This is a genomic window from Flavobacterium fontis, assembly GCF_900129405.1.
GTDB lineage: Bacteria > Bacteroidota > Bacteroidia > Flavobacteriales > Flavobacteriaceae > Flavobacterium > Flavobacterium fontis.
The window spans coordinates 52,696-76,572 of the sequence record NZ_FQVQ01000016.1 but is presented as its reverse complement, the minus strand read 5'-3'; the positions used below and the strand labels follow the sequence as shown (position 1 = coordinate 76,572).

General features: G+C 42.8%; 24 protein-coding genes. 16 read left to right on the top strand and 8 right to left on the bottom strand.

The features are described from left to right. Nucleotides 1-188: 188 nt before the first annotated feature. From yajC to BUC17_RS12200, 3 genes are all read right to left on the bottom strand, one after another. The gene (gene yajC, locus BUC17_RS12210; RefSeq protein ID WP_073364906.1) at nt 189-464 is read right to left on the bottom strand and encodes a preprotein translocase subunit YajC; all 276 of its coding nucleotides are present in this window, start codon (nt 462-464) and stop codon (nt 189-191) included. Between the two features lie 18 nt (nt 465-482). Next, nucleotides 483-1,385: a transcription antitermination factor NusB gene (gene nusB / locus BUC17_RS12205; protein WP_083544974.1), complete on the bottom strand. Its 903-nt coding sequence runs from the start codon at nt 1,383-1,385 to the stop codon at nt 483-485. A gap of 117 nt (nt 1,386-1,502) precedes the next feature. After that, nucleotides 1,503-2,606, bottom strand: coding sequence for a Glu/Leu/Phe/Val dehydrogenase dimerization domain-containing protein (locus BUC17_RS12200; protein WP_073364904.1), 1,104 nt, complete (start codon nt 2,604-2,606; stop codon nt 1,503-1,505). A gap of 193 nt (nt 2,607-2,799) precedes the next feature. Here BUC17_RS12200 and BUC17_RS12195 point away from each other — a divergent pair, with 193 nt between their 5' ends. Beyond that, nucleotides 2,800-4,563, top strand: a complete 1,764-nt coding sequence (locus BUC17_RS12195) for an ABC transporter ATP-binding protein (protein ID WP_073364902.1) — start codon at nt 2,800-2,802, stop codon at nt 4,561-4,563. A 67-nt stretch (nt 4,564-4,630) separates the two neighbouring features. Further along, a complete protein-coding gene (locus tag BUC17_RS12190) occupies nt 4,631-5,005 on the top strand; it encodes a PUR family DNA/RNA-binding protein (RefSeq protein WP_073364919.1) in 375 nt (124 codons plus the stop codon). A 35-nt stretch (nt 5,006-5,040) separates the two neighbouring features. Here the strand turns inward: BUC17_RS12190 and BUC17_RS12185 are convergent, their stop codons facing one another. Next, nucleotides 5,041-5,340, bottom strand: coding sequence for a hypothetical protein (locus BUC17_RS12185; protein ID WP_073364900.1), 300 nt, complete (start codon nt 5,338-5,340; stop codon nt 5,041-5,043). 63 nt (nt 5,341-5,403) lie between these two features. Continuing rightward, complete coding sequence (locus BUC17_RS12180; protein WP_073364898.1) at nt 5,404-6,336, bottom strand: peptidylprolyl isomerase; 933 nt, start codon at nt 6,334-6,336, stop codon at nt 5,404-5,406. Nucleotides 6,337-6,441: 105 nt separating this feature from the next. Here BUC17_RS12180 and trmD point away from each other — a divergent pair, with 105 nt between their 5' ends. From trmD to BUC17_RS12165, 3 genes are all read left to right on the top strand, one after another. Further along, nucleotides 6,442-7,119, top strand: a complete 678-nt coding sequence (gene trmD / locus BUC17_RS12175) for a tRNA (guanosine(37)-N1)-methyltransferase TrmD (protein WP_073364896.1) — start codon at nt 6,442-6,444, stop codon at nt 7,117-7,119. A 159-nt stretch (nt 7,120-7,278) separates the two neighbouring features. After that, on the top strand, nt 7,279-7,629 hold the full coding sequence (rplS, locus tag BUC17_RS12170) for a 50S ribosomal protein L19 (protein WP_073364894.1): 351 nt from the start codon (nt 7,279-7,281) through the stop codon (nt 7,627-7,629). A gap of 218 nt (nt 7,630-7,847) precedes the next feature. Beyond that, nucleotides 7,848-9,071 (top strand): NADP-dependent isocitrate dehydrogenase, encoded by a 1,224-nt coding sequence (locus BUC17_RS12165; protein ID WP_073364892.1) that lies wholly within the window; start codon nt 7,848-7,850, stop codon nt 9,069-9,071. Nucleotides 9,072-9,120: 49 nt separating this feature from the next. Here BUC17_RS12165 and BUC17_RS12160 read toward each other — a convergent pair whose 3' ends face one another. Beyond that, on the bottom strand, nt 9,121-9,828 hold the full coding sequence (locus tag BUC17_RS12160; RefSeq protein WP_073364890.1) for a hypothetical protein: 708 nt from the start codon (nt 9,826-9,828) through the stop codon (nt 9,121-9,123). Nucleotides 9,829-9,956: 128 nt separating this feature from the next. Here BUC17_RS12160 and BUC17_RS12155 point away from each other — a divergent pair, with 128 nt between their 5' ends. The 6 genes from BUC17_RS12155 to BUC17_RS12130 all read left to right on the top strand — a co-directional run bounded on the left by BUC17_RS12155 (nt 9,957) and on the right by BUC17_RS12130 (nt 17,583). Beyond that, the gene (locus tag BUC17_RS12155) at nt 9,957-12,326 is read left to right on the top strand and encodes a TonB-dependent receptor (protein WP_073364888.1); all 2,370 of its coding nucleotides are present in this window, start codon (nt 9,957-9,959) and stop codon (nt 12,324-12,326) included. 4 nt (nt 12,327-12,330) lie between these two features. Further along, nucleotides 12,331-13,149, top strand: coding sequence for a DUF4249 domain-containing protein (locus BUC17_RS12150; protein WP_073364886.1), 819 nt, complete (start codon nt 12,331-12,333; stop codon nt 13,147-13,149). Nucleotides 13,150-13,374: 225 nt separating this feature from the next. Further along, nucleotides 13,375-14,037: a thiamine diphosphokinase gene (locus tag BUC17_RS12145; protein ID WP_073364884.1), complete on the top strand. Its 663-nt coding sequence runs from the start codon at nt 13,375-13,377 to the stop codon at nt 14,035-14,037. Between the two features lie 259 nt (nt 14,038-14,296). Then, a complete protein-coding gene (uvrB, locus tag BUC17_RS12140; RefSeq protein ID WP_073364882.1) occupies nt 14,297-16,297 on the top strand; it encodes an excinuclease ABC subunit UvrB in 2,001 nt (666 codons plus the stop codon). Nucleotides 16,298-16,326: 29 nt separating this feature from the next. Beyond that, nucleotides 16,327-17,142, top strand: coding sequence for a hypothetical protein (locus tag BUC17_RS12135; RefSeq protein WP_073364880.1), 816 nt, complete (start codon nt 16,327-16,329; stop codon nt 17,140-17,142). 3 nt (nt 17,143-17,145) lie between these two features. Continuing rightward, the gene (locus BUC17_RS12130) at nt 17,146-17,583 is read left to right on the top strand and encodes a PaaI family thioesterase (protein ID WP_073364878.1); all 438 of its coding nucleotides are present in this window, start codon (nt 17,146-17,148) and stop codon (nt 17,581-17,583) included. A gap of 92 nt (nt 17,584-17,675) precedes the next feature. On the opposite strand, the gene BUC17_RS12125 is transcribed toward BUC17_RS12130, so the two are convergent. Beyond that, entirely contained in the window at nt 17,676-18,077 is a 402-nt protein-coding gene (locus BUC17_RS12125) for a TerB family tellurite resistance protein (protein WP_073364876.1), read from the bottom strand. Nucleotides 18,078-18,118: 41 nt separating this feature from the next. Here BUC17_RS12125 and BUC17_RS12120 point away from each other — a divergent pair, with 41 nt between their 5' ends. The 4 genes from BUC17_RS12120 (at nt 18,119) to BUC17_RS12105 (ending at nt 20,896) form a co-directional block, all read left to right on the top strand. Then, nucleotides 18,119-18,928: an alpha/beta hydrolase gene (locus tag BUC17_RS12120; RefSeq protein WP_234977713.1), complete on the top strand. Its 810-nt coding sequence runs from the start codon at nt 18,119-18,121 to the stop codon at nt 18,926-18,928. A gap of 202 nt (nt 18,929-19,130) precedes the next feature. Next, nucleotides 19,131-19,535: a DUF1456 family protein gene (locus BUC17_RS12115; protein ID WP_073364872.1), complete on the top strand. Its 405-nt coding sequence runs from the start codon at nt 19,131-19,133 to the stop codon at nt 19,533-19,535. Nucleotides 19,536-19,627: 92 nt separating this feature from the next. Then, nucleotides 19,628-19,828 (top strand): YgaP family membrane protein, encoded by a 201-nt coding sequence (locus BUC17_RS12110; protein ID WP_073364870.1) that lies wholly within the window; start codon nt 19,628-19,630, stop codon nt 19,826-19,828. 111 nt (nt 19,829-19,939) lie between these two features. Beyond that, nucleotides 19,940-20,896 carry a hydrolase gene (locus BUC17_RS12105; protein ID WP_143161799.1) on the top strand — a complete coding sequence of 319 codons (957 nt, stop codon included), beginning with the start codon at nt 19,940-19,942 and terminating at the stop codon, nt 20,894-20,896. 229 nt (nt 20,897-21,125) lie between these two features. On the opposite strand, the gene sucC is transcribed toward BUC17_RS12105, so the two are convergent. After that, a complete protein-coding gene (gene sucC, locus BUC17_RS12100; RefSeq protein ID WP_073364866.1) occupies nt 21,126-22,319 on the bottom strand; it encodes an ADP-forming succinate--CoA ligase subunit beta in 1,194 nt (397 codons plus the stop codon). A 338-nt stretch (nt 22,320-22,657) separates the two neighbouring features. On the opposite strand from sucC, the gene lysA reads away from it, so the two are divergent. After that, entirely contained in the window at nt 22,658-23,863 is a 1,206-nt protein-coding gene (gene lysA, locus BUC17_RS12095) for a diaminopimelate decarboxylase (RefSeq protein WP_073364864.1), read from the top strand. The last annotated feature ends 14 nt before the right edge of the window (nt 23,864-23,877 follow it).

Genomic DNA, 23,877 nt, shown 5'->3' with positions numbered 1-23,877 from the left:
AAGTCCTCAGAAAACTTACGATGCTTACTGATTAATTTGATGTTTGCTTTCATATAAATTGACTTGATGTGGTCAACCTATATCAGGGACGTACACACTGATCACTGCCCACTGATCACTGAACACTGAACACTGAACACTCACCACTAGGTCACAAAAAAAATCCCGAAGGTATCGGGATTTGTAGTTTATGCTTTTTTGTTGAGGGCGGCGCTTAATTCTAAGGAGATGGCGGTGCGCTCCATTTTTAACTTGCCGGCCATGGTTTCGATGACTACGGTGGTCTCGGCCAACTCGGCTACTTTTCCATGGATACCGCTTTTGGTGACGATGCGGTCGCCTACTTTTAGGGCATTTTCAAATTCTTTTTCTTTTTTCAAACGGTTTTGCTGCGGACGGATCATGAAGAAATAAATCACGACAAACATTAGCAAAATAGGTAACATCGATTTTAATTGTTCCATACAGTTAATTATTAAAGGTTACAACAAGCCCCGGCCCGATTTGTTCAAACGGCCTTGGGTTTGGTAGGTTTTCACTAAACTATCAAGAATCCCGTTGATAAACAGGCTACTCTTGGGGGTTGAATATTCTTTGGCCAATTCAAGGTACTCGTTGATGGTCACCTTGACGGGAATGGAAGGAAATTTCAAAAATTCACAGATGGCCATTTTCAACATAATGGTATCCAACTCGGCAATCCGCTCCATGTCCCAATTGGGCGTTTTGTCTTCAAACTCTTTTTGCAATTCCTTTTCATTGAGCAAGGTCTTGCGCAACAAATCGACGGCAAAATCAGCATCTTCCGTATCCTTGAACACCCGCGGCACCTGAAACGCCTCGGCTTCAAAATGACGCAATTGTTTTTGAATCAACGTATTCACCACCGGAATATCATCCACCCAGGTCAGTTTGAAATCCTCTAAATAGGCATACAACTTCTCATTGGGCGCAATCAACGTACTGAAAAGGTCAACGACAAAAAAGCGTTCTTCTTCAAAAGTCACGCTAGGTTTGGCCATATACTTTTGGTATAAGGCGCTGGCTTTGATGTCTTGCAACAAATACACGATGGTATCGTCGTTGTGCTGCCAATTCAAAATACGGTGGTATTCTAAGGCTTGCGCGAGGGTCGCATGCTGTTCTAACGCCAATAAAATAGGGTTATCGATAAATCGAGTGTTGGGATTTCGTTCTTCGGGCGTGGCTAAATGTTTGTTTTTGGCCACTTCCAGGTACTGTGCTTCTTTTTTACGAAGTTCAATCAAGGCCGACAATAGAATGAGGTACAAGTCCAAAATATTGTCCAAACTGGCCTTCAAGAATTTCTCTTGTTTGGTTAAATCATCGCTCCCACTTTGATGCATGGCATAAATGGTCTGCATTACTTTGATGCGAATATGTCTTCGGTTGAGCACGGAATAAGAACTTTTTAGAATAAACAAAGCGAAAGAAATGCTCTTTCGCTTTGCAAAAATAGTACTATTTTTTTGAAACGTCTTTTATTTTGCGTTTTCTTTTCGGCGTTGTTCGATGCGGTTTTCTGCAATGGCCATGGCCGCTTTTTGAGGCGTCATTTGGTGTTGTACCGCGTAATTGAATATTTCCAACGTGGTGTTGTAAATGTTCTCGGTGCGACGCAAGGCTTCTTCTTTGCCGTAGTGGGCGATTTCACCGTATACGTTGATGATCCCTCCTGCATTGATTAAGAAGTCGGGCGCATAGACGATACCGCGTTCTTGCAAAATGGGTCCGTGAACATTCTCGTTGGCCAATTGGTTGTTGGCGGCTCCCGCGATTACTTTGGCTTTAATTTTATACACTGTGTCGTCGTTGATGGTCGCTCCCAACGCACATGGCGCATAAATATCGACATCGGCGCTGTACATATCGTCGCCGGTGAAAATTTGTGCCCCGTATTTTTGGCTTACTTCTTCCAAACGTTGTGCACTCAGGTCAACCATTTGAACCAAAGCGCCTTCTTGACATAAATGACTCACCAAGGTTTCCCCCACGTGTCCGATGCCTTGTACCAATATTTTTTTACCGGCCAAATTATCTGAACCAAACTGGTATTTGGCGGCGGCTTTCATCCCCATGTACACACCATAGGCGGTTACAGGCGATGGATTGCCCGAACCTCCGCGCGCTTCAGAGATTCCTGTGACATAAGGCGTCACGTCGCGCACGGTATCCATATCGGCGGTTACCATCCCAACATCTTCGGCGGTGATGTATTTGCCCGAAAGCGAATGCACAAATTCACCGAACTTTTGCATCAACTCGGGATTCTTATCGGTTTTGGCATCCCCAATAATCACGGCTTTTCCACCTCCTAGGTCTAAACCTGAGATCGCAGATTTGTACGTCATCCCGCGAGACAAGCGTAATACGTCGTTGAGGGCTTCCCACTCGTTGTTGTATTTCCACATACGGGTACCGCCGAGGGCCGGACCCAAAACGGTGTTGTGTATCCCGATTATTGCTTTTAAACCTGTATCTTTGTCGTGACAAAACACAATTTGTTCATGATTGTCAAATGAAAGTTGACCGAAAACGGGGTCCATTTTCTGCAACTCCTGAGGCGTGGTGATTTCTGCAGTCATAAGTATGAATTTGTGTTGCGACTTTGTCAATAAGTCGAAGCAAATTTAACGTTTTATTCAAGAAAATTCACCCTATTATGGTTTAATTAGCATATTGTTAATAAAATTCGTTTATACTGATTTTTTAAAATTATTTATAATTTATTTTTTTAACAGTATTAAAAACAAAAATTTAAGACTTCGTCCCGAAACAATGAAAGAACTTCGTTATTTGAATAAATATTTTATGAAATACAAATACCACTTTTTGGCCGGTATTTGTATTACCATAGTCGCCCAAATTTTCTTTTCCTACACGCCAAAATTGATAAGCGCCTCGTTTAAAATCATTGAGAATTATCCCGAAAATGGGATGTCGGCTTCAGCGGTACGGGAGCAATTGGTTACCAATATTTTGCTCGTGATTGGTACCGCCTTAATTGCGGGTTTTCTCACGTTCTTAATGCGGCAAACCTTGATTGTGATGTCACGTTATGTGGAATTTGACTTAAAAAATGAAGTCTTTCAACATTATGAAGTGCTCGATCAAGGCTTTTACAAACGCAACCGCACCGGGGATTTGATGAGTCGGATCAGTGAAGATGTGGCTAAAGTTCGCATGTATGTAGGTCCCGCCGTGATGTACACCATCAACACACTGATTCGCTTTGGGGTAGTGATTATCTATATGTATCACGTGTCGCCCAAACTAACCTTGTACACGTTACTCCCCTTACCGATTCTCTCCTATATCATTTTTAAACTCAGTGTAGAAATCAACAAACGAAGTACTCGTTTTCAAGAAAACCTTTCCAATCTTTCGAGTTTTAACCAAGAGGTGTTTTCGGGCATTCGCGTAATTAAAGCGTATGCACTGGAAGGCAAAACCGAAAAAGAAATGGCCGAATTGGCTGAAGATAGTAAAACCAAAAGTTTGCGCTTGGCCGGGGTGAATTCGCTCTTCGGCCCATTGATGATTACCTTAATAGGCATTAGCAACTTGGTGGTCATCTTTTTTGGCGGTATGATGTACATTCAAGGCGATCCGAACATTAAAGAAATTGGGGTGATTGCCGAATTTATATTGTATGTCAATATGCTTACTTGGCCCGTGGCTTCTATTGGTTGGGTTTCGTCATTGGTACAAGAGGCTGAAGCTTCGCAAAAACGTATCAATGAGTTTTTACAATCGGAGCCTGAGATTCGAAATACCCAACCCGAACCGACGCCTATTCAAGGAAAAATTGTTTTTGACCACGTGAGTTTTACCTACCCCGACACTCAAATCCAAGCCTTAAAAGACATTTCATTCACCCTTGAACAGGGCAAAACGTTGGCTATTTTGGGGAAAACGGGTTCGGGTAAATCAACCTTACTCGCTTTACTCACGCGACTGTATGATACTACGGCGGGTACCATTCGCATAGACGATCGTTTGATTCAAGAATTGAATTTGTACTCGTTACGCGATAGTATTGGAATTGTGCCGCAAGATGCTTTTTTGTTTTCCGATACCATTGCCAACAATATTCGGTTTGGTAAAGAAGACGCTACGATGACAGAAATTGAGCAGGCAGCCCAACACGCCGAAGTACATGACAACATCGTACAATTCAACCAAGGCTATGATACGGTTTTGGGCGAACGGGGAATTACCTTGTCGGGAGGACAAAAACAGCGCGTTTCTATTGCCCGGGCGTTGATAAAGAATCCGAAACTCCTATTGCTCGACGATTGTCTTTCGGCGGTGGATACGGAAACCGAGGAGCGCATTTTGAATCATTTGGAGGCGTATACCAAAAGTAAGACGACGGTAATTGTAAGTCATCGGGTTTCTTCGGCCAAAAATGCCGATTATATCTTGATTTTGGAGGAAGGGCGCATTGTTGAACAAGGTACTCATAATCAATTACTAACCCTAAACGGACCCTACAAAGCCCTTTATGACAAACAACTTTCTGAAAAAGAAGTCGAATAATACTTGCATATTTTCCAATTTTTTTTCATTTTCGTGAATAGAAAACTTGTAAATGACAGCGCGTATTATGAGAGAAAATGACATGTTGGAAAAAGATGAAATATTTTCCAAAGTATTAAGAGCCGGTAGAAGAACGTATTTCTTTGATGTTCGATCCACCAAAGCAGACGACTATTACATTACCATCACGGAAAGTAAAAAGTTTACGGAGGAAGACGGATCCTTCCATTTTAAAAAACATAAAATTTACCTCTATAAAGAGGATTTTGCCGCCTTCCAAGACATTTTGGACGAGATGACTAATTTCATTTTAAAATCCAAAGGCGAGGAAGTTATTTCGGAGCGTCACCAAAAAGACTTTAAGAAAGAATATTACGCAGAGGACCAAGAAGCGTCCTCAGGTGATAAAAAATATACCGACATCGATTTTGATGATATCTAATAAAAAAACCGAGAGAAATATCCTCTCGGTTTTTTTTATTCTGCGCCAGAAGTTAGATAATTATAAATTTTCATCCCTTGTTCGTCCGATAAGCGAGCTTTCTTTTGCATCCGCGCTACAATCGGCTTCCACTCCTCGGCATTATAGCTACTAGATTTATACAACTGATGGCATTTTCCACAACTGCCTTCGTACAAATTTTTGCCTTCAGCCAACTCAGGGGTCAATTCTTTTTTAACTACAGTTGCTTCGGGGGCAACGGTGGGTTTGGGCGTGGAACTGCAAGCGTAAAGCAGCACGACAGCCAGGGCACTAAGTCCGATCTTTGTTTTCATTTTATTTTCTATTACAAACTAAAACTACAAAAAAAAGCGGCTCTACAACCGCTTTTCTTATATTTATTTTACGTCCATTAATTCTACATCAAAGACTAAGGTTGCATCGGGAGGAATCACCCCTCCAGCGCCTGCGGCACCATATCCTAAATAGGAAGGAATGACAAAACGAGCCTTATCACCTACCTGAAGTAACGCAATTCCTTCGTCCCAACCTTCAATGACATACCCTTTCCCTAAAGGAAACTCAATTGGTTTTTTGCGTCCGTAGGAACTGTCAAATACTTTACCATTGTCTAAAGCACCGGTGTAATGTACGGAAACGGTACGTCCTTTTTCGGCTTTTTTACCATTTCCTTTTTGTATAATTTGGTAACGCAATCCGCTGTCGGTTTTTTGAAAACCTGCTGCTAATTTTTCTACAGCCTCTTCAGCTTGACGCTTGGCTTCGGCAAGACGTTTTTCACGCGATCCTTCAAATGTACGAAACGCTTCAATAGCATTCCATTGTTGTGCTTCATCGCCCTGACGAATGATCTCGATACTTTCGATTAAATCGTTTTGCTGCACAGCATCGACTACCGCTTGTCCCTCTACGACATGACCGAAAACGGTATGTTTCCCGTCTAACCATGGTGTTGCTACATGGGTGATGAAAAACTGAGACCCATTGGTACCGGGACCTGCATTGGCCATCGACAAAACGCCTGGACCGCTGTGTACCAAATCAGGATGAAACTCATCGTCAAATTGATAGCCCGGACCACCCGAACCAATGCCTTGCGGACAACCGCCTTGAATCATAAAATCAGGAATAACGCGGTGAAATTTCAACCCATCATAATACGGTTTTCCCATAGGACGCGCGTCATTTTCTAATTGTCCTTCTGCCAAACCCACAAAATTACCTACGGTACCTGGCGTTAATTCATGCGTTAATTTTACTAAAATCGCACCCCGTGAGGTGTTGAATTTAGCATATATACCATTTTCCATTGTTTAAGAATTAAAATAAAGCGGCAAAGGTAAACTTATTCTGCTAACTTTAAAAATACGAATTCCAATCCAATTGCTTTCTTACCTTTGCCTAAAATTACACCCATGCGTATCGACATCATTACTGTAGTGCCTGAACTTCTTCGCAGTCCTTTTGAAGCTTCGATTATGAAACGCGCTATCGAAAAAGGACTTGTTGACGTGCATTTTCATAACCTTCGGGATTATACCACCAACAAATACAAAAGTGTAGACGATTACCCGTATGGTGGCGGTGCAGGCATGGTGATGATGGTTGAACCCATTGACAAATGCATTACGCAATTGAAAAGTGAGCGCGACTACGACGAAATCATTTACATGACGCCCGATGGGGAAACCTTACACCAAGGGATGGCAAACGCGATGTCGTTGTATGAAAATATCATCATACTTTGCGGACACTATAAAGGAGTTGACCAACGGGTACGTGACCATTTTATTACCAAAGAAATTTCGATAGGCGATTATGTGCTTTCAGGAGGTGAACTTGGCGCTTTGGTACTTGCGGATGCCTTGATTCGTTTGATTCCTGGCGTACTGAGTGACGAAACTTCGGCATTGACGGATAGCTTTCAAGACAATTTGCTTTCCCCACCTATTTATACCCGACCGGCCGATTATAAGGGATGGAAAGTCCCCGACGTATTGCTCAGTGGACACGCTGCCAAAATCGACCAATGGCGTGAAGAGAAAGCCTTTGAACATACCAAAAATCGCCGCCCCGACTTACTTGATCGATAGGCCGTTAGCGCTTTACCCAAGAAAAAACTAGCGGACTTAAAAAATTTGTATTTCTACATTCCGAATTTAAAATAATTAATTACATTTGCACCCGCATTGGACCAACCTCTGACGAGAATCGTGAATGTTGCTCTGAGAAAACACTTAATGTTAGTTACAATGGCAGATTTATTAAAGTTCGTTCAAGACGAATTCGTAGCAAAAAAAGGCTTCCCTGAGTTTGGAGCTGGTGATACGATCACGGTGTATTACGAAATTAAAGAAGGTGAAAAAACTAGAACCCAGTTTTTCAAAGGGGTTGTTATCCAACGCAAAGGCGCTGGTGTTACTGAAACCTTCACCATCCGTAAAATGTCAGGTGCTGTTGGGGTAGAGCGTATCTTCCCATTGAACATGCCTGCTTTACAAAAAATCGAAGTGAATCAACGCGGAAAAGTACGTCGTGCACGTATCTTCTACTTCCGTGAATTGACTGGTAAAAAAGCAAAAATCAAAGAGAGACGTTACTAATCGTTTCCCGATGTTCTATAAAAAAGTCCCGAATCTTGTTTTCGGGACTTTTTTTTTGAAAAAAAAATCCGCTTAAAATTTACAATCTCATTTTTTGTAATCGTTTAATTAGCAATTTGATAATTCAATCGATTTCGAAGCCCAATCCTACCCAATGTCACAAGCATCTTTATATATTTGTGGGATTTTGTTTAATTACACAAACTAATACTGATTATATGGCAAAAATTAAAGTGGCCCATCCGGTGGTTGAATTGGATGGTGACGAAATGACTCGCATTATTTGGAGTTTTATTAAAGAACAATTGATATTACCTTATTTGGATATTGATATTAAGTATTTTGATTTGGGCATTGAACACCGCGATGCCACCAATGACCAAGTGACAATTGACGCCGCAGAAGCGATTAAAACCTACAATGTGGGTATTAAATGTGCTACCATTACACCTGACGAAGCCCGTGTGGAGGAGTTCAAACTCAAAGAAATGTGGAAATCTCCCAACGGAACCATTCGTAATATTGTAGGCGGTACTGTATTTCGGGAACCAATTATTATGAAAAATGTACCGCGTTACGTGCAAGGCTGGACCCAACCGATTGTCATTGGCCGCCACGCTTTTGGCGATCAATACAAAGCAACCGATAAAGTAATCAAAGGAAAAGGAAAACTTACCATGTCATTTACCGATGAAAACGGACAAACGACTTCGTGGGAAGTGTTCAATTTTAAAAACGACGGAGTAGCCATGTGCATGTACAATACCGACGAATCGATTTATGGCTTTGCCCATTCGTCGTTTCAAATGGCATTAACAAAAAAATGGCCCTTGTACCTTTCCACCAAAAATACCATCTTAAAAGCTTATGATGGTCGTTTCAAAGATATTTTTGAAGAAGTCTACCAACACCATTACAAGAGTCAGTTTGAAGCGCTCGGCATTGTATACGAACACCGCTTGATTGATGATATGGTGGCCTCGGCGATGAAATGGAACGGTGGATTTGTTTGGGCTTGTAAAAACTACGATGGCGACGTTCAGTCGGATACCGTGGCACAAGGATTTGGTTCGTTGGGACTAATGACTTCGGTACTTGTAACGCCCGATGGAAAAACCGTAGAAGCAGAAGCCGCTCACGGTACTGTAACCCGTCATTACCGTCAACACCAACAAGGAAGAAAAACTTCGACCAATCCAATTGCGTCCATCTTTGCTTGGACACGTGGCTTGGAACACCGAGGAAAATTAGACGGTAATCAAGCCTTGATCGACTTTTGCCATGCCTTGGAAGCGGTTTGTATTGAAACGGTAGAAAGTGGAAAAATGACAAAAGACTTGGCTATGCTCGTTAAACCCGAGGGCTTAACCGACGCGGACTACCTTACTACGGAGGATTTCTTACAAACATTAAAAGAAAATCTTGACCGCAAATTAGCGTAAAGAAATAGCACAACACAAAAAAGACGGTTCATAAAATGACCGTCTTTTTTTATTTCTGGGGTTCCGTTTTGGACTTATCCATTTTCTCTACATATTCTACTTGCAATCGCGCTTTATAGCCAATACCTAAGTTCCAATACTTTTGGGAAAATAGCACGCCGTTGGCATCTTTAAAATCGTATTGGCCCGTATTGGGTGAAATTTGTCCATAGTTGAGCGCTTCGATTTCAATAATATTCATCCCCGGATTGAGTTGCACACTAAACTGTTGCAAATCGTCACGCAACACAATTGAAGGATTGACCAAAACACCATTGAGCCACACCCGAATGTTATCGCCGTCAATCAAACCATAATCACGCGTTGCCAAATGAATCGTTTGGGTAAAAACGATTACCCGTCCTAAGTCCATATCACGATTAAAAAGTTCGGGACTCACCCCCTCTTCCTTCAACTTATTATTGAATTGGTCGGTATACAATTCGGCGGGATTGCGCACGGGATATTGTTTGTCGGGCGTGTCCCCTACTTTGGGCAACTGTGGCAAACTCTGCATGATGATATCATCGGAAGTGCGCGCTTTAGGGGCATCAAATTTGAAGGCCGGCAATACGGTTGGCGTAGTTGCTACCTCTGCTTTCTTTTTTGCTAACTTGTCGGGAACCGCTTTGATTTTTATTTTCTTACGACGCGATTCCAGCTGTGACCAACCCGAGAAGGTGACCAGAAACAGTAAGAGTAAGAGGCGGAATTTCATGTCGTAATTTTGGGTTAAAATTATTTGGATTTTATTGGGCCACAGCGAGTTTAACCTTACATTAACACTCGACACGTAACAACCTATCCTTTGAATCGTCAAATTTGCAAAAAAAATCAACAAAGACCATGCCTAAACTCTTTCGATTCACCTTAATTTTTCTATGCTTCACCGCAGTGGTATCCGCCCAAGAAAAATTTACCCTCAGTGGAACCATCGCCGACCAAAAAAACAATGAAACTTTAATTGGAGTGAATCTCGTAGTACAAGGCACCAAATCGTTTGCCGTGACCAATGAATACGGTTTTTTCTCATTGACACTTCCCAAAGGTGAATATACATTGGTCATCAGCTATATGGGATATGAATCCCAAAGCATCCCTATCAACCTCAACCAGGACCGAAAAATGGATGTAAAATTGAAGGAAGAAGGAGAACTGTTGGAAGAAGTGGTCATTTCCACCCAAGAAACCAAAACAAATATCCGAAAACCTGAAATCAGCGTTAATAAATTATCCGTAGCCACGATAAAAAAAATCCCCGTAGTGCTTGGTGAAGTCGACATCATCAAATCGTTGCTTTTTTTGCCCGGAGTTACCAATGCCGGGGAAGGACAGTCGGGATTTAATGTGCGGGGTGGTGGTGCCGATCAAAACCTAATTTTACTCGACGAGGCCACGATTTACAACTCCTCACACTTGTTTGGCTTTTTCTCCGTATTCAATCCCGATGCCATCAAGGACTTGAAATTGTATAAAGGCGGAATCCCTGCACGTTTTGGCGGTAGAGCTGCTTCCGTATTGGATATCTATCAAAAAGAAGGAAACAACAAAAACTTCCAAGTCAATGGCGGTATCGGTTTGATTTCCTCCCGTTTGTTGGCTGAAGGACCGCTGAAAAAAGACAAAGGTTCCTTTCTTATCGGAGGGCGGGCATCGTATGCACATTTGTTTTTACAATTGGCCGATAATCCAAACTCGGCGTATTTCTATGATTTGAACACCAAACTCAATTATAAGTTTAACAAAAACAATACGCTTTACCTCTCAGGCTATTTTGGACGTGACGTTTTTGACATTAACCAGAGTTTTCAAAACACCTACGGCAACTCGACTTTGAATCTGCGCTGGAACCATTTGTATTCCGACAAATTGTTTTCCAATTTATCCCTTATTTACAGCGATTACTATTATGGTTTAAATTTGGATTTCGTTGGATTCAACTGGGAATCTGGAATTAAAAATTACCATATCAAATACGACTTCCGCCACTATGTCAACGATAAAATTAAGTTGTATTATGGGGTGAATGGTATTTACTACGAGTTCAATCCGGGGACCATCGAACCCTCACGAGACGATTCTGCGATTAACTTTAGGCAGTTGGAACGGAAATATGCATTTGAACCCGCAGTGTATTTGAGTGCCGAGCAAAAAATTAGCGATCGATTGAATGTCGAATACGGTTTTCGCTACAGTTGGTTTTATCGCTTAGGGGCTTCTACCTTGAATTTGTATGAGAATAACCAACCTGTCGTTTTTGATGAAGAATTGAAAATCTATGAAAAAGCGACGCCTATCGGAACAATTTCCTATGGCCGAAACGAAATCATGGCGGACTATAATAACCTCGAACCGCGATTGGCCTTGTCGTATGAACTAACGTCCAACGCCTCACTAAAGTTGGGCTACAACCGAATGGTACAGTACCTCCAGTTGGTTTCCAACACCGCTTCGCCGACACCTTTGGACGTGTGGACACCGAGTGATCGCTACATCAAACCGCAAATCGCCGATCAAATCGCCCTTGGGTATTTCACCAACCTTAAGAACGATGCGTATTCTTTGGAGGTAGAAACGTTTTATAAAACCGTTAAAAACCGTATGGACTACATTGACGGTGCCGACCTGATTGCCAACGAAGCGATTGAACAAGTGGTGCTCAATGGGGAAATGCGCTCTTACGGATTGGAAGTGTTGTTTCGAAAAAATTCAGGCGACTGGACCGGTTGGATTTCGTACACCTTGTCCAAATCTGAACAACGTACCCCAGGGCGTACCCCCCAAGAAACAGGCATTAATAATGGCCAATGGTACAGCTCGGGCTTTGATAAACGTCATAATTTGGCGATTACATCTTCCTACAAGTACTCCAAGAAATGGACATTTGGGGCCAACTTTGTTTTACAATCGGGTCAGCCTGTAACTTTCCCCAATGGGCAATACGAATACCAAGGCATCACGGTTCCAAGTTTTGGTTTGCGCAATGAAGCCAACCTGCCGCTCTACCACCACTTGGATGTTTCGGCTACCCTCACTCCAAAAAAGAAGGGAAAACGCTGGCAAGAAGAATGGGTGTTTAGCGTATACAACCTTTACAGCCGACGAAATGCAGCTAATATTACCTTTCGCCAAAATCAAAATACAGGATTGAACGAATCGCTGCGTTTGTCCATTTTTGGTATTGTCCCTTCGATTACCTATAACTTTAAATTTTAATCCCATGAAAAAATATATTTCTCTTTTGTTGATTGCCTTTTTAACGTGGAGTTGTGAAGACCCAATTACGTTGGACCTTGATACGGCTGCCCCGAAATTGGTTGTTGATGCTACGATTTTGTGGGAGAAAGGAACTCTGGGTAACGAACAGAAAATACGCCTTACCACGACCACAGGCTATTATGCACCCGATGTACCCACAGTATCTGGCGCCACCGTCGTCATTACCAATAGTAGTAATACGGTGTTTCCTTTTGTGGAAGTGGTTCCCAACTCGGGCGAATACGTTTGCACCACATTCGTACCGGTGATTAACGAAGTGTATACACTCACGGTGGTTTACAGTGGCGAGACCTACCGAGCTACCGCACCGCTATTGGCCACACCCGAAATTGATTCGGTTTCGCAAACTACCGTTCAAGGCTTCGGCGGCGAAGAAATTCAGGTTAAATTTTTCTACCAAGACAACGGTAATGAGGACAACTTTTACTTTGTTGGGGTGCAAAATGCACAATTAGCTATCCCCGAATTCGGCGTTATTTCTGATGAGTTTTTTCAAGGAAATCAAATGTTTGGCTTCTACACCCAAGAAGATTTGGTGGCGGGCGTTCCCCTTCGTTTTCGTTTGCAAGGCATCACCGAACGCTACTTCAATTACATGAATCAATTGTTAAACATCGCAGGGAATCAAAACGGGAGCCCTTTTGCTACCCCACCAGCCACCCTTCGCGGTAACATAGTCAACCAAACCAATGAAGCCAATTTCCCACTTGGTTACTTTCATCTGTCGGAAGTGGATTACCGCGATTATATTGTAGAGTAACCCGGGAAACAACCCTAGAACCAAAAGGAAAATTATTCCAAATATTCCTTATTTTTAACCCTGGAATTAATGTTGAAAACGGTCAACTCTAATTAGAAAAGTACACTAATCACTAATTACTAGTCACTAACCTGCCTGCCGGCATAGGCAGGTCACTAATCACTAATCACTAGTCACTAGTCACAAGTCACTAATAACCAGTCACTAACCACCAATCACCAACCCATGTCCTCCCACCACATCGTTCGCGACGACCAAGAGCCCGCACTGATAATCGCCAATGGAGCCGCCTGTTCGTTGGAATTACTCCACCAGCTTTTGGAATGGCAACCCTTGGTCATTGTCCTGGACTCGGCTATGGAACGCGTGGTTGAATTGGGGATTAAAGTCGATGTGCTGTTGGGCGACTTTGACCGGGATTTTGACCCATATTCATTTAAAGAAAAACATTATCCGCTCGAAATTGTACCTGCGCCCGATCAAAATAAAACTGACTTAGAAAAAGCCTTTGATTACCTTATTCAGCGGGGCCACAAAGCCGTAAATGTCGTTTGGGCCACCGGATTTCGGATGGACCATACCCTACACAATGTGACCATCATGGCGGCCTACCGCGAAGCATTGAAAATTGTCTTTTTTGACGATTATTCCAAACTCCATCTTCTCCCCCGTCATTTTGAAAAATGGTATCCCAAAGACACTGTCCTTTCGTTGATTCCCATTGGAACGGTGCACGGAATCCGCAGTCAAAACCTTTTTTATCCCCTTCATGAGGATTCGCTCACGCTGGGATATCGCACTGGAAGCAGCAATCATGTGGCGCAAGACGGCCTCGTTACCATTACGCATGAAACCGGTGACTTAATCTTAATCGAATCATCAATTTAATTATTCCTCTTGGGTTGAATAACTATGACTAGAAGTTACAAAATAATTTTTTGGAGCAAGCGATTTCCCATGTATACACCACCCGCCTCCCGCTTTCGGCTGTCGCTTTTCCGCTAAAGCTCCAAGAGCTCCCACAAAGCCTCAATCGGGGCTATAGTCAACCTTATCGTTCAAAACCTTCCTAAACGCGTTCCCGTTTCACCGGAATTATTCGTTATTTTTGTAACCACACCCTCAAGGTAAAAATTGCCATTTTGCTATGAAATTCCAAGTCATTTCCGATTACCAACCCACTGGCGATCAACCCCAAGCCATAACCAAATTGGCAGCGGGCATCGAAGCAGGTGAAAAATACCAAACCCTACTCGGCGTCACCGGTTCGGGAAAAACGTTTACCGTAGCCAATGTGATTCAAGAAATCCAGCGCCCGACCTTGGTCTTAGCCCATAATAAAACACTGGCTGCGCAGTTGTATTCGGAATTCAAACAGTTTTTCCCTAATAATTCGGTACAGTATTTCGTATCGTATTACGACTATTACCAGCCCGAAGCCTATATTCCGGTCACGGGAACCTATATCGAAAAGGATTTATCGATCAACGAAGAATTGGAAAAACTGCGTTTAAGCACCACATCCGCCTTACTTTCTGGACGACGGGATGTGCTGGTTGTCGCCTCGGTTTCTTGCTTATACGGTATCGGTAATCCCGTCGAATTTCAAAAAAATGTGATTTCCCTACACCGCGACCAATCCATTTCCCGAACGAAATTATTACACCGCTTGGTACAAAGTCTGTACGCCCGCACGGAGGCTGAGTTTACACCGGGAACCTTCCGCATCAAAGGTGACACGGTAGAGGTTTTTCCCAGTTATGCAGACGACCCGTTTCGGATTCACTTTTTTGGAGATGAAATCGAGGAAATCGAATGTTTTGATCGCGCCACTATGCGCGTTATAGAGCGCTACGACAAACTCAATATCTATCCCGCGAACATGTTTGTAACCTCGCCTGAAGTCTTGCATGCAGCCATTTGGGACATTCAACAAGATTTGGTAAAACAGGTCGATTATTTTAAAGAAATTGGAAAACACCTCGAAGCAAAACGCTTGGAAGAGCGCACTAATTTTGATTTGGAAATGATTCGCGAACTCGGGTATTGCTCGGGTATTGAAAACTATTCCCGCTATTTGGACCGACGCCAACCCGGTACACGTCCGTTCTGCCTGCTCGACTATTTCCCCGAAGACTACTTGATGGTCGTCGATGAAAGTCACGTAACTCTCTCGCAAGTCCATGCGATGTATGGCGGTGACCGCAGTCGTAAAGAAAATTTGGTCGAATACGGTTTTCGCCTCCCCGCCGCAATGGACAACCGACCTTTAAAATTTGAAGAATTTGAAGCTTTGCAAAATCAGGTGATTTATGTTTCGGCAACACCTGCTGATTATGAATTGCAAAAAACAGAAGGCGTTTATGTCGAGCAAATTATCCGTCCCACAGGTTTATTGGATCCGATTATCGAAATTCGTCCCAGTCTCAACCAAATCGACGACTTGATTGAAGAAATTCAACAGCGTTGCGAACTGGATGAACGCACCCTGGTTACGACTTTAACCAAACGCATGGCGGAAGAGTTGACAAAATATTTGACCAAAGTATCCATTCGTTGCCGCTACATCCACAGCGATGTCGACACTTTGGAACGAGTTGAAATCATGCAAGATTTACGCAAAGGTTTGTTTGATGTATTGATTGGGGTGAACTTACTCCGAGAGGGGTTGGACTTGCCCGAAGTTTCCTTAGTCGCCATTTTGGATGCCGACAAAGAAGGCTTCTTGCGCAGTCATCGTTCGCTCACCCAAACCGTGGGTCGTGCCGCACGTAACGTAAATGGTAAAGCGATTATGTATGCCGACAAGATTACCGATTCGATGCAAAAAACCATTGATGAAACAAACTACCGTCGGGAAAAACAAATGAATTACAATACGAAACACAACATCACCCCGCAAGCACTCAATAAAAAACTGAGCAATCCGTTGACCAAAAATCAATTGGGTGGTACCTACAATTACGAGGAAGTGGTTCCAAAAGCGGCCGAACCCCAAACGGAGTATTTAACCAAATCGGAAATCGAAAAACGCATTCGCGACACCCGGAAAGAAATGGAAAAAGCCGCTAAAGAATTGGATTTCATGCAAGCGGCTAAATTACGGGATGCAATTAAAGCATTGGAAACGCAATTGGCGAAAGTATAATATTATTCCAATCGAGACGTTTTTGTTTCATGAAAAATCTATTGCTGCTCCTACTCGCCTTTTCCAGCTTTGGTCAAACGAAAATCCAAATTTTAGATTCCGTTACCCGTCAACCGGTGAGCTATGCCAACATTTGGAATGAAAAACAAATTATACGAAATTCAGACTCGTTAGGAAATTTTGAAGTTGTTATTGCCGACAAAAAGCCGCTAAAAATTACAGCGATTGGCTATGATGAAAAAGTAATTCGTTCGCATCAAAGTCCAATACTTTTAAAACCTGTTTCCTATCAACTCCAAGAAGTTGTCATTCGCAAACCCAAAAACACCAATCCGATCGTAGTTACGAAAGCCAGTCGAAACGGACAGGCCTTTTTTGTTCAGTATGATGTAAAATCGGTATGTGTGGTCAAACTCGTCAAAGGAGATACCAAACAAAAATTTCTAAAATCAGTTGCGTTCTTTACCCAAACCAGTGCAAGAAACCGAAAAATTGCCCTTATTTTTTACAGCGTAAACGCAAAAGGGGAACCGGGCGAACTTTTAAACACCGAAACTATAGTGTGTAATTTAAAAAAAGGGACCAAAGAAACGCGTGTGGATCTTGTGGACTATGCGATTGAACTCCCGAAAGAAGGTGTTTATGTAGGGCTTCAGCATTTATTAATTGAAGACAATAAAATGTACTCGCACGATAAAAATGCCACACCGCTTTCCTATTTCTACGAACCCGGACTTTATTTTTCGGAAGATAGCGACAGCAAAGATTCGTGGTGTTTTTATGATGAAAAATGGAAATTATATCCCACCCGTTCCTTAAATTTAGGCGTTGAATTAACGGACTAATCGATGAACGAAACCCATTACCGCAAACTAGAAAACATGTACCATTCGGGGCCGATTAATCAAAAAAGCTATCCCGATGTGCAACTCACCGTATCTGAAGGTCGAGCGGAAATCACGATGACCGTTCAACCCGATTATTTTCATGCGGGGCAATCGCTTCACGGTTCGGTCTACTTTAAAATGCTAGACGATGCCGCTTATTTTGCGGTCAATTCGCAAATCACCGATAGTTTTGTGTATACGACTTCATTTCATATCCAAATTTTACGTCCGGTGAAAACAGGGGTAATTACCGCGATAGGGACGGTGCAATTTGTCTCGCGCAATTTGTTTATCGGTGATGCAATTCTATACGACAGTAAAGGACGGGAAGTCGCGCGCGGGACGGGCAACTTTATGAAAAGTGGTTTGGCGTTGGATGAACGTTTGGGCTACCAATAAAAAAAGCACCCCGTAGGATGCTATAAGCAATCGTCAGAATGAATAACTCAAATGTGTTTTACACTTACAAAGAAGTGAAAAGTATCTGATTGTTAATTGTGTTGCTCTTGAAAAACCTCCAAAAGAAATTCAGGAGCGATCATCCGGTTGGGAGAGGCTTCCATCGCTTTCAAGACCCGTTTGATGGCGTGCGGATTTAAGCCCATGTTGATACCGATTTCATGAATTTTGATACGTTCCCGCTCGTGTAATACTCCATCACAGTGCATTAACAAGGCCAAACGGTAAAACTGTTGGATGCGTTCAAACTCGGATTTAATGATTTCTGAACGGTTTTCTTCATGAAACAATTGTCGAAAATCTTCTTTAGAAACCCCTAGTTCCGTGGCAACTATGGTCAAAAACGTATATTCACGTTCGTGCAATTCCCCATCGACAATGGCAAAAGCAATCATATCGGCCAATAAACTCATTTTCTCGGAAGCGGTATTCATGATTTCCGTATTTTTAGCTAAAATATAAAATTTTCTTAAAATTGAGAACGCTACTGCTACGATTATGGATTTTCTGCTGCGTAATGCATGGGATTGGATACGCGCAACCTTCTACGGCGGCGCTTCAACTCGAAGTCATTACGCTGGAGGCTCCGCAATTGGGGACCTCCAAAACCATTCGGATTTATGTCCCAAAAAACTATACCCAAACCGCTCGACGCTATCCCGTAATCTACATGCCCGACGGTCAAAACCTTTTTGATTCCAAAACGGCCTATTCCGGCGAATGGGGCATCGATGAAATCATGGACCAACAAAAAAATCCTGCTATCGTAGTCGGTATTGATCACGGGGGAGACAAACGTATCGAAGAACTCACGCCTTTTCCGCATGCCAAATATGGTGGCGGGAAAGGGGATGCTTTTTTAGCGTTTATGGTAGAAACGGTGAAACCCTATATCGACCGCCATTACCGCACCAAACCCCAAGCCAAACACACGGCGATTTTTGGGAGTTCGTTGGGCGGATTAATGGCCTTTTATGCCTCGATTACCTACCCGGATGTTTTTGGAAAAGTAGGTTGTTTCTCGCCTGCGTTTTGGATTAATCGGGAACCGTTACGGCAACTTCTTGAGAACACGACCCACTACAAAGCGCGAATCTATTTGATGTGCGGCGACCAAGAAGGAGATGACGATATGGTAAAAGACCTGAAAGCGATTGAGTTATGGATCAATAGCCGCCGTTGTTCCTGTAAAAAAATGAATATAAGTACCATTATCGAAGGGGGACAACACAACGAAAAACTCTGGCGAGAACAGTTTGAAAAAGCGTACCTTTGGCTGTTTTGAGTTTAGTGACTAGTGATTAGTGACTAGTGATTAGTGACTAGTGATTAGTGACTAGTGATTAGTGAACACTGATTACTGATCACTGAATACTGATTAGTGAACACTGATTACTGATCACTGAATACTGAACACTGAACACTGAACACTGCACACTGAACACCGAACACTGAACACTGAACACTGAACACTGAACACTGAAAAAATGAACAACAACGATATTTTTAAAAAACTCCGGGTAGCCTTACAGTTGCGCGATGACCAGATTGTAGCAATTTTGGACTTGGTGGATTTCCGCATTTCGAAAGGCGAATTGGGTAATTTTTTCCGGGATGCGGAACACCCGAAGTACATGGAATGTGGCGATCAAATTCTGCGCAATTTCTTAAACGGACTAATCATTCACTTACGGGGCACAAAAGACGCGCCTAAGAATCCGCTGGAGGTCATTGCCACACACAAGAAAACCCCACCCAAGCAGGAAGTCAGCGACAAACCAAAAGGGCCGACGCCCAAATCCTACGGCAAAAAACCCGTAAAAAAATTCAATGCCAAACCCGTTATTGTGGAGAAAGTCAACTACAAAAACGGCAAGAAGAAAGAAAAGTAACACTTTCGTTTACAACGGTTTGTAACCTAGGTCACGTTTTCCTGTTTTTTATACAATTACCTTTACTTAGAAAATTTAAAAAAACAAAAACGATGAAAAAAAATATGGGTTTTGCAGACCGTGCCATTCGATTAATTATTGCCGCTGCGTTGGTTTTACTTTATACTAAAGGGATTATTTCAGGAACATTAGGGACTCTCGGCTTGGTTTTCGCAGGAGTATTTGCGCTAACGTCGTTGGTGCGATTTTGTCCTTTGTACACATTACTCGGCATACAAACAAGCAAAAAATAATTAACCAATTGTGAATAACTATTGTTGGATTAATACAAAATCAGTGCTTTGCAGCTGATTTTTTTTATACGTTTGATTTTCAAACAATAATGCTACTCTAAAATGAAAATGATGACTAAATCGTTGCTTTTCGTTGCAGCTGTAATTGCCTTTGGATGCAATACAGAAAATGAGGCAACGTCCACTGCAAACGCTCGGGTAGGAACAACTACTACGACTTTAGCAACTACCCCTAAAAAATTCTTATTTGACGCTACCAAAGCGCAAACTGCTGGAAATGCCGATTGGATTTTGGATGCAGATTCGAATCCACAGCGCTTTCCTACACCCGCACAATCGGGTATTACCGCGACAACCCCCGAAAATTTTTGGCGTGGCGGATTATCGGCTTGGGGAGTATCTTTGGTTAAATTGGGCCATACCGTTGAAACTTTACCTTCAGGAACCCCCATTACTTATGGAGGAACGGGTGCGCAAGACTTACGCAACTATGATGTTTACGTGGTAGCGGAACCCAATATACGTTACACCGCAGCGGAGAAAACAGCAATTTTGCGTTTTGTACAAAATGGTGGCGGATTATTTATCATTGGGAATCATAATGGTGCCGACCGAAACAATGACGGTTATGATGCCGTTCGCGTTTGGAACGATTTGATGAGCACAAACTCCGTCAAAACCAATCCATTTGGATTTACCTTTAACACCACCAATATTTCAGAAACCTCCTCCAACCGTTTGAGCGCCACAACAGATCCGATTTTGAATGGAACACAAGGAGTGGTAACCAATATGAAATTCTCAGCAGGTTCTACCTTAACGTTAAATCCCACGGCAAATGCGACAGTTAAAGGATTAATTTGGCGTTCTACTTCAACCCAAGGAAACAGTAATGTAATGTGTGCAACTTCAACTTTTGGAACGGGGCGTGTGGTTGTGATTTGTGATAGTTCACCCGCCGACGACGGTACGGGTACCCCTGGTGATACTTTATACCCAGGCTGGACAGAATTGGTTTCACATTCCCGCTTTCACATGAATGCTTCCCTTTGGCTGGCCAAACTCTAATCGAAGTACTATCCCGCACTAAGGATAGCAGTGGAAAGCCCGGATGCCGGAGTTTACGAAGGCAACGGACTTGCAACGGATAGCCTGACCCCGAGGGCTTAAAACAAGCTTGAAAAGCGTAGTTTTTACCCTTCGGGGGAGTGCCCAAAAAGATAAATGAACCCTTGATACCATAAAAAAATCCCGATACTTTAGGAGCATCGGGATTTTATTTTTTGGCTGTATTTTGTTACGACAAAGCGGCTTTCACTTGATCGGCTGCTTCTTGGAATTGTACGGCCGATAAAATAGGCATTCCAGAGTTGTCGATTAATTCTTTGGCCACCTCAGCGTTGGTTCCTTGTAAACGAACAATGATCGGCACTTTGATATCGTCACCCATATTTTTGTAGGCATCTACTACCCCTTGCGCCACACGGTCACAACGAACGATACCCCCAAAAATATTGATTAAAATCGCTTTTACATTGGGATCTTTTAAGATGATACGGAAGGCGGTTTCCACACGTTTTGCATCGGCAGTTCCCCCTACGTCCAAGAAGTTTGCAGGCTCAAAACCGGCATACTTAATTAAGTCCATCGTGGCCATGGCCAATCCAGCTCCGTTTACCATACAACCTACAGTTCCGTCCAAATCCACGTAGTTTAATCCAGCTTCTTTGGCTTCCACTTCGATTGGATTTTCCTCACGAACGTCGCGCATTTCGGCAATCGCTGCTTGACGGTACAACGCGTTATCATCGATATTTACTTTGGCGTCAACCGCTAAAATTTTATTATCGGATGTTTTTAATACCGGGTTGATTTCAAACAAGGACGCATCGCTGTTGACATAAGCCGTGTATAATGAATCTACGAACTTCACCATTTCTTTGAACGCGTTGCCCGACAACCCTAAATTGAAGGCAATACGACGCGCTTGAAAACCTTGTAATCCAATATTCGGATCGATTTCTTCGGTGAAAATCAAATGAGGCGTTTTTTCAGCCACTTCTTCAATATCCATTCCCCCTTCGGTAGAATACATAATCATATTACGTCCTGTACCACGGTTTAACAATACCGACATGTAGAATTCAGAGACTTCACTTTCGCCTGGGTAATACACATCTTCAGCAATCAATACTTTGTGTACTTTTTTCCCTTCTGGTGGGGTTTGTGGAGTGACCAACATCATCCCGATGATTTGTTCTGAAATTTCGGTAACTTGGTCTAAGTTTTTAGCCAATTTCACCCCGCCTCCTTTTCCGCGGCCTCCAGCGTGAATTTGCGCTTTAACCACATACCAGGACGTTCCGGTATCGGCCGTTAATTGTTTGGCAGCTGCAACCGCCTCTACTGGATTGTTTGCAACGATACCGCGCTGAACGCGAACGCCGTATTTTGCCAAAATCTCTTTCCCCTGATATTCGTGTATGTTCATAGTACTGTAATAAGTTTAGTTGCGCTCGGACACTGTCCGAAATTAAGTGCCACAAATGTAAAGAAATCGCCCCAAACAAAAAAGAAATGTATACTAATTTAGTAAGTTTTTTGGAGCTATTCCCGCTTTCGCCTTTATCTATTTTTTGGCCCCAATCGCAGCGTCGAAAAAGCCAAAAAAATAGGATATCGGCTCTATTGGGGCTAAAAAAATTTCGTTTTCCTAATCCCGCCCATCCTTTGTTAAAAAATTCCCATAAATCCGCACTGTGCTTGACTTCCCGGGAGGTTTACGGTATCTTTGTAAGGTATAATTTAAAATCTATTTTTTTGAACAGCATGCAAACTACAGAGTTACTCGCATTGGCTCAAACCTACGGCTGTCCGCTGTATGTGTATGATGCCGCCAAAATTGAACACCAATACCAACGCCTCACCAATGCCTTTGCCAAGGTAGAATCATTACGCATCAACTATGCGATGAAGGCATTGTCAAACATTTCAATTTTGAAGCTGTTCCGAAAGATGGGGTCCGGACTGGACACCGTTTCGATTCAAGAGGTGCAACTTGGACTACATGCGGGGTTCACGCCCGATAAAATTATTTTCACCCCCAATGGCGTTTCGTTTGAAGAACTCGAACAAGCCGCGGCCTTAGGGGTGCAAATCAACATCGACAATTTATCGGTTTTGGAACATTTTGGCACCAAGCACCCTAAAACGCCGGTATGTATTCGCATCAATCCACATGTTATGGCAGGAGGAAACGAAAACATTTCTGTGGGCCATATCGATAGTAAATTTGGAATTTCAATTTACCAAGTGCCGCATATTTTGCGCATCGTAGAAAATACGGGCATGACCATCAACGGGATCCACATGCACACGGGTTCGGATATTTTGGACATCGAAGTGTTTTTGTATGCCGCTGAAATTCTTTTTGATACTGCCAAACAATTCCAAAACTTGGAATTCCTGGATTTCGGTTCGGGCTTCAAAGTCCCTTACAAAAAAGGCGATATTGAAACCAATATTGAAGAATTGGGGAAAAAGTTGACCAAACGCTTTTTGGCCTTTGAAAAAGAATACGGGAAACCGCTGACCTTAGCGTTTGAACCGGGAAAATTCTTGGTGAGTGAGGCCGGGTATTTCTTGGCCAAAGTCAATGTCGTCAAACAAACCACTTCGACCGTATTTGCGGGAATTGATACCGGTTTCAACCATTTAATTCGTCCGATGTTTTATGGCGCCTCGCACAGCATTGAAAACATTTCCAACCCCAAAGGCAAGGAACGTTTTTATACGGTGGTGGGTTACATTTGTGAAACGGATACGTTTGCCAATAACCGTCGCATCGCCGAAATCAACGAAGGCGATGTGTTGTGTTTTAAAAATGCAGGAGCCTATTGTTTCTCGATGGCTTCTAATTACAACTCGCGATTTAAACCCGCCGAAGTCTTATGGAAAGACGGTCAAGGCCACTTGATTCGGGAACGGGAAACGTTTGAGGATTTACTCCAAAATCAAATTCTTTTGGACTTATAACAAAAAGGCTGTCA